Here is a 5,206-nt window from a genome sequence, read left to right as displayed (position 1 = left end):
TCAACAATATGCGCGTTGAGTTTATAAATGGATTCCACATTTGCTAGGCCGTCGTAGAATGTAACATCGCTGATTTTGCGTTCATCTGACAGTTCACCTTCGATCCAAAATGCATCGAATATCGATTTAAATTCGACGCCCTTTGGGTAATCAACATGAATGATCTGGTTGGGTGGCGGCGAAGGAGTATGAACGCAAGAACCTGCTACCGGGACAAACAGAAATTCGGTTACAACTCCTCCATCGATTGTCAGTGGTACTATGTACCCTGGTAGCCTGATTGTCGTACCCAGTTTTTCTAAATTTGGACCGCGGCCGATTGAGTTGTTTTGCGCAATGATTTTTCGGCGCTCTAGCATTAGCTTTTCTACGTCGACATCATTTGCGGCCAGAACACCATTGGCCGCCTTATATTCTTTAATTAGATCAGAATCAGAGCGCTCACTGGTACTGGATGTTCGCCAACGAACTTGCGTTCGCATAGCGTTTAACAACGGATCTGGCAGCGTTTCAAATGGGGTTTCCAGAGACTTTAGGGTTGGCTTCAAATCACGCCAACTAACCGCAACATGCTCCTGAATAGATTCATCTAACGCTTTGGAGCTTGCGGCAATGGCCAAATCAAGTAAGCGCTCAGACATGTCAAAACGCTTCGCCCCTGAAGGAGACGCTTGGGCAGCAGATTCTTGCGGCCCCTCGGCAACTTCTGCCTGAGCAGTTTGAATGTGTGCGAACGCAAAAACTGTAATTGCCAGAGCGATCAGGTTGCTTGTCATTTCAGAGCTCCAGTTGTTTCTCTTAGTTGCGATGGAGCCAAGTTTCGGCCAAGGTCGACTATACAAGGGATCGTTCATTCCCACGTTATTGTTGCACCCAGTCGCTGAAAGCAGTCTCTTGAATCATGCTTCCAAAGCGCCCATCAAAAAAAGAACGACAAACCCAGTTTAAGTTGTCTGTCCGGCCCGCCGTCAGGTTTGCGCTCTAGAGTGTAGTATCCCACACTGACATCCATAGCGGTGCCTTTGGCTTCATTGATGATGGACGTTTTTCCAGCCGTCAAACCCAATGGAATTGCCCATGCTTCATCATTGCTGGCGGAATTCCAGTTGTACGAAACGACGTTGTTGTACCCAACGTACCAACCCTCTCCCAAACCATAGTTCAAAATAGGTTGAAGGATGGTCACGTTGAAATCGTTCTCGCCCCACATATGGGCAATGACACCACCCCACGACAGATCACCGGTTTGCCCAAACATGACAAAGGCAGGGCCAGCGCCCCAACCTGCGCCTTGCAAGGCGTCATTAGTATGCGTTGGAAGGGATACTTGCAGGCCGTAGCCGAGTGCGATTCCGCTGTCTCCTGGCGTAGGTGAATAAAATGCCTGAACAGTTGAATCGCCGATGCCCCAAGTCAAATCATCTTCTTCCGAGGGATCGACAATTCCCGGCGGCAACACGGCTCCGGGCTGGACACCTTGAATCGGCACAATCCCCCGAAGCACCAAAGTGGCGTCCGTCAGTGGAACCGAATAGACGGGCTGTAGCTGAAAATTGTAGCTGTCGTCGTCGTCCGTCCCGGTTCTGAAGGCGATTGTATTGTCGGTGATCAGAGCTTTTGTGTTCGCAAGCGGGTTCGCGGCCTTCCGCGCCGCCTGACAAGCCGCGTCACAAGCTTGAGCTTCATTGGCTTGAACACTCATCAGCGCAGCGAAGAATACAGCACAAGTGCAAAGTCGGCATTTCATCATTTGCTCCCGAGTTCCGCTTAGATTTTTCTGTAGACTTTGTCTGAACCTTCTTTGCCATTGCGCAATCATTTGGATGGTCCTTGCGCTGCAGCGGCAATTGGTTGGCCAATCTCTGCACCAATACTTCGGAACAGTTCCTGATGGTCATCCGTAAGCTGCGATAGGGTGACAATCTTCTCGAACTGCGCCAACTCAACCAACTGTGGAATGAAGGGCTCGATCAACGCTTCGTGCCGGGCGTGGGCAGCCACATCCACATAGCGTTCGTAGCCGTACACAGTCTCGCCAACTCGGGCGAACTCATAAATCAAAAGCCCGTCATCGGTGGCAGATGCCTCGACCATGTCTTTGGCCAAAGCATCAAAAGCCTGCGCGTTTTCAGCCGGAACGCTCAGTATGGCAATGAATGCGACTTCTTCTGCCTGAGCAAGAGTCACCATTGAAAAACTTGCAGCCAGCCACAAAGCTGTACATCGAACCAGTCGTTTCAATTCTGGTCTCCTGTCTGGAGTTTGCACGCGATGGCCAGAGGCAATGTGCATCCCCCGGCCTTAACTGCCCCAGCAGTCAAATGCCGTCCCGATGCGTGAACCGCCCATCCATTAGCGTACCCAACACCTTGATGTTCGAAATTTCACGCGGTTCGACTGCAGTAATGTCCTGATCGAGAACGACAAGGTCGGCATATTTGCCCACTTCGATGGAACCTATCTTGTCCTCCATTGCTTGCTGCGCGGCAGGATAGATCGTGACCGCTTTCAAAGACTCTTCCAATGAGGCCGGTTTGCGTGACAACGGGAACGGTTTGCTGTCCGGATTTAGTGGGTCCTGCAAAGTCATCGCAATTTCAACGTTCAGGAGCGGACCGATCAGATCAATCGGCGCGGATGGCACATCCGAGGAGATCGATACGTTGTGTCCAAGCGCCATCAGCGAGGAATAGCGGGCAAAAATCGCTTCGACCTTTGCGCGCCCCAACAGGTCCAACGCGTTAACGTCCTGTGCTTCCCAGTCAACGTGGAAAAGTGGGGTCGTGTTCACCATGATTTCGTTTTCGATAACTGTTTCATGGTCCTGATCGGATACCCAGAAATAGTGGTGCAAAAGGTTGTTCGGAACATCGTACCCCGCTCCGCGTGCCGTCATAATTGCGTCCACCGTGTTGCGCACTGTTTGTGATCCATCGACGTGAGTACCCACCGGAAGCCCGTTCTGATTGGCCTGCAGGTAGACCGAAGTTATCATTGGGCCTTCAATGGCAGCCGCACCGCGCGTTGCAGACCCATCGGCGTAATCGTCCAGCATCCAGGCAGTCTTTGAACTCCAGTTCCCTTCCGGATGGATTTTAATGCCCCAAATGCGCAGCATGTCACTGTCGTACTGTTCGCGTAATTCGAGTGTGTGTTCAACGATTTCATCAGCAGTGGCGGTCGGGTCCTTGAATCCCGTCGCAACAAAAGTGCGGATCGTTAGCTCACCGTTCTTTTCCAGTTCGTGTAGGTGGGCCAGCGCGAGTTTCTCATCATCTTTCACAAGCGACAGATCGGTAACTGTCGGCATAGCCATCAAAGGCACGTGCACTGCTGTGATTCCGGTTTTGACGGCCTGATCGTAGAGGTTTTTCTGGATATCAGGAATTTCACCTGCTGGGTCCCAAGCCCCCGCATTTCTAAATGCCGCAGCCCACTGGAACTCAATGCCGATTCCGGTCTGGTTGCCTTCCGCGTCACGCTGCCAGAACATAACACCCGGCACCTGATCCTCTTCGTCAGGGCTGACTTGACCCGCTTCAAAGGCTTTGGAGTTCATCCAAACATCGTGGATTGTGAAGTCGAGGATAAAGGCCGGACGGTCAGAAACCACCGAATCCAGATCTTCTTTTGTGGGCCACCCGCCATAGGCCACTTGATTGAACCCATATCCAAGAATTAACTCCTCATCAGGGTTTGCATCGGCATATTCCTTGACTGCGGCCAAGGCCTCCTCAAGTGTTTCAATTCCAAACAGACTTACACCGCGCGACGTCCAGCCCGATGCAACGATGTGGTCGTGGCCTGACACAAAGCCCGGCAGCAGGGTATCCCCGCCCAAATCCAGAACTTCGGTGTTTTCGCCAACCAGCGCCTCTGCCCCCGCGACATCGCCAACATAGCTTATCTGGTTCCCGGTGACCGCAACGGCCTGCGCCGTCGGCGCATCGTCATTCATGGTAAGGACAGACGCATTGGTAAAGACAAGATCGGCGGCCTGCGCGTACAGAGCAGTTGACGATACCAGTAGCGCAGCAATGGAAAGTGTTAGCTTTTTCATGAGGCACTCCGAGGACGTGTTAGATTTTCGAACTTCGAGATCGATAGTGTAACCTGTGTTTAAAGCTGGCTATCCGAATCGTGCAAACTATTATGAATAATTGAATTTAATTGTACTGCTGCTTGAACCGGTCGCAGTTTGGGTTAACTGAGGCGCTATGTTGCTGTCCGAGAAAATACGTTCAGTGGAAGATCTGCCTGATTACACCGGCGTCCAACACGAAGCGCTGGCGCTGTCTCCACAGGGTCCGAAGCTGAATTGGCGCATGGCCCAACACAATGGATTTAGCCTTTATTGCGAGGAATATTATTCGCGTATTCGTTTCCACGAAGTTCAACACGGCGACACAGTCTTCCTCGGGTTAGTCTTGCCGAACGGTGAACCGGTTCGATTTCAGGGAACTCTATATGAGGATCCGTTTCTTGTGTTCTGGCAAGGGCAAAAGCCAACAGAGTATGACTACGTGGCCGAAGCCGGCACTCAGATATACCTGCTGGAAGTTCCGTGGCTACAGGTCGAGAAGCGTGGATGGGCAACGTTTAAAGCACCCATCCGCCTGTCCAGATCCGACGCTCTGAATGCTTATGCCCGATGCATTGAGAAATGGCTTTGCCGCAAACAAACTACTGCGGGTGCGACAGATACTTGGATGTTGAATGACATTCTCGAGAACCTCGAAAACTTAGCAGGTGACTTTCTTTACTGTGCCGAACCACAAATGGCCGCAGAAAAGGCTGGCCATAGTCAATGGAAGACCGTTGTGGCGGCCGAAGAGTATTTTTCAGAAAACCCGGCTGGCACAAAACTAACGGTTCAAGAGCTTTGTCGCGAACTTGGGGTATCGCGGCGCGCACTCTTTTTGGCTTTTGAAAAACAGCTCGGGGTTGGCCCAAGCAAGTTCCAGTCGATTGTCCAACTACATCGGCTCAGGTCGCTTCTGCTGGAAAGCACCTATGAGAAAGGTGTCGTTTCGAAACTCATCGGCGAAGCCGGTTTTAGCCACCTAGGCCGGACATCAGTTGCCTACCGCCAATTCTTCGGGGAGACGCCGATAGAAACGGCTTGGCGATCCAAAAACGGTTGATGTACAGGGGTTTCTTAAGACGAAAGTCCGCTTTAGGCTCTCAGACCAGCCATTCGCTGCAC

The 5,206-nt window shown here is 51.7% G+C and carries 5 protein-coding genes; 1 reads left to right on the top strand and 4 read right to left on the bottom strand.

Going from position 1 to position 5,206, the window contains the following annotated elements; genetic code table 11:
- The 4 genes from GOW93_RS20555 to GOW93_RS20540 form a co-directional block, all read right to left on the bottom strand.
- On the bottom strand, window positions 1-776 hold a 776-nt coding region (locus tag GOW93_RS20555; protein WP_170388240.1), incomplete at its 3' end, for a DUF3299 domain-containing protein.
- Window positions 777-919: 143 nt separating this feature from the next.
- Window positions 920-1,819, bottom strand: coding sequence for a hypothetical protein (locus GOW93_RS20550; RefSeq protein WP_170388237.1), 900 nt, complete (start codon window positions 1,817-1,819; stop codon window positions 920-922).
- A complete protein-coding gene (locus GOW93_RS20545) occupies window positions 1,816-2,241 on the bottom strand; it encodes a putative quinol monooxygenase (RefSeq protein WP_170388235.1) in 426 nt (141 codons plus the stop codon). Before GOW93_RS20545 ends, GOW93_RS20550 begins: the two co-directional genes overlap by 4 nt.
- Before the next feature lie 76 nt (window positions 2,242-2,317).
- Window positions 2,318-4,060, bottom strand: coding sequence for an amidohydrolase (locus tag GOW93_RS20540; RefSeq protein WP_170388233.1), 1,743 nt, complete (start codon window positions 4,058-4,060; stop codon window positions 2,318-2,320).
- Between the two features lie 157 nt (window positions 4,061-4,217).
- Here GOW93_RS20540 and GOW93_RS20535 point away from each other — a divergent pair, with 157 nt between their 5' ends.
- Window positions 4,218-5,144 carry a helix-turn-helix domain-containing protein gene (locus tag GOW93_RS20535; RefSeq protein ID WP_170388231.1) on the top strand — a complete coding sequence of 309 codons (927 nt, stop codon included), beginning with the start codon at window positions 4,218-4,220 and terminating at the stop codon, window positions 5,142-5,144.
- Window positions 5,145-5,206: the final 62 nt, after the last annotated feature.

Source organism: Ruegeria atlantica, from assembly GCF_013032455.1.
Taxonomy (GTDB): domain Bacteria; phylum Pseudomonadota; class Alphaproteobacteria; order Rhodobacterales; family Rhodobacteraceae; genus Ruegeria; species Ruegeria atlantica_B.
The sequence above is the reverse complement of the archived record's forward strand: the minus strand, read 5'-3'. Positions and strand labels throughout refer to the sequence as shown.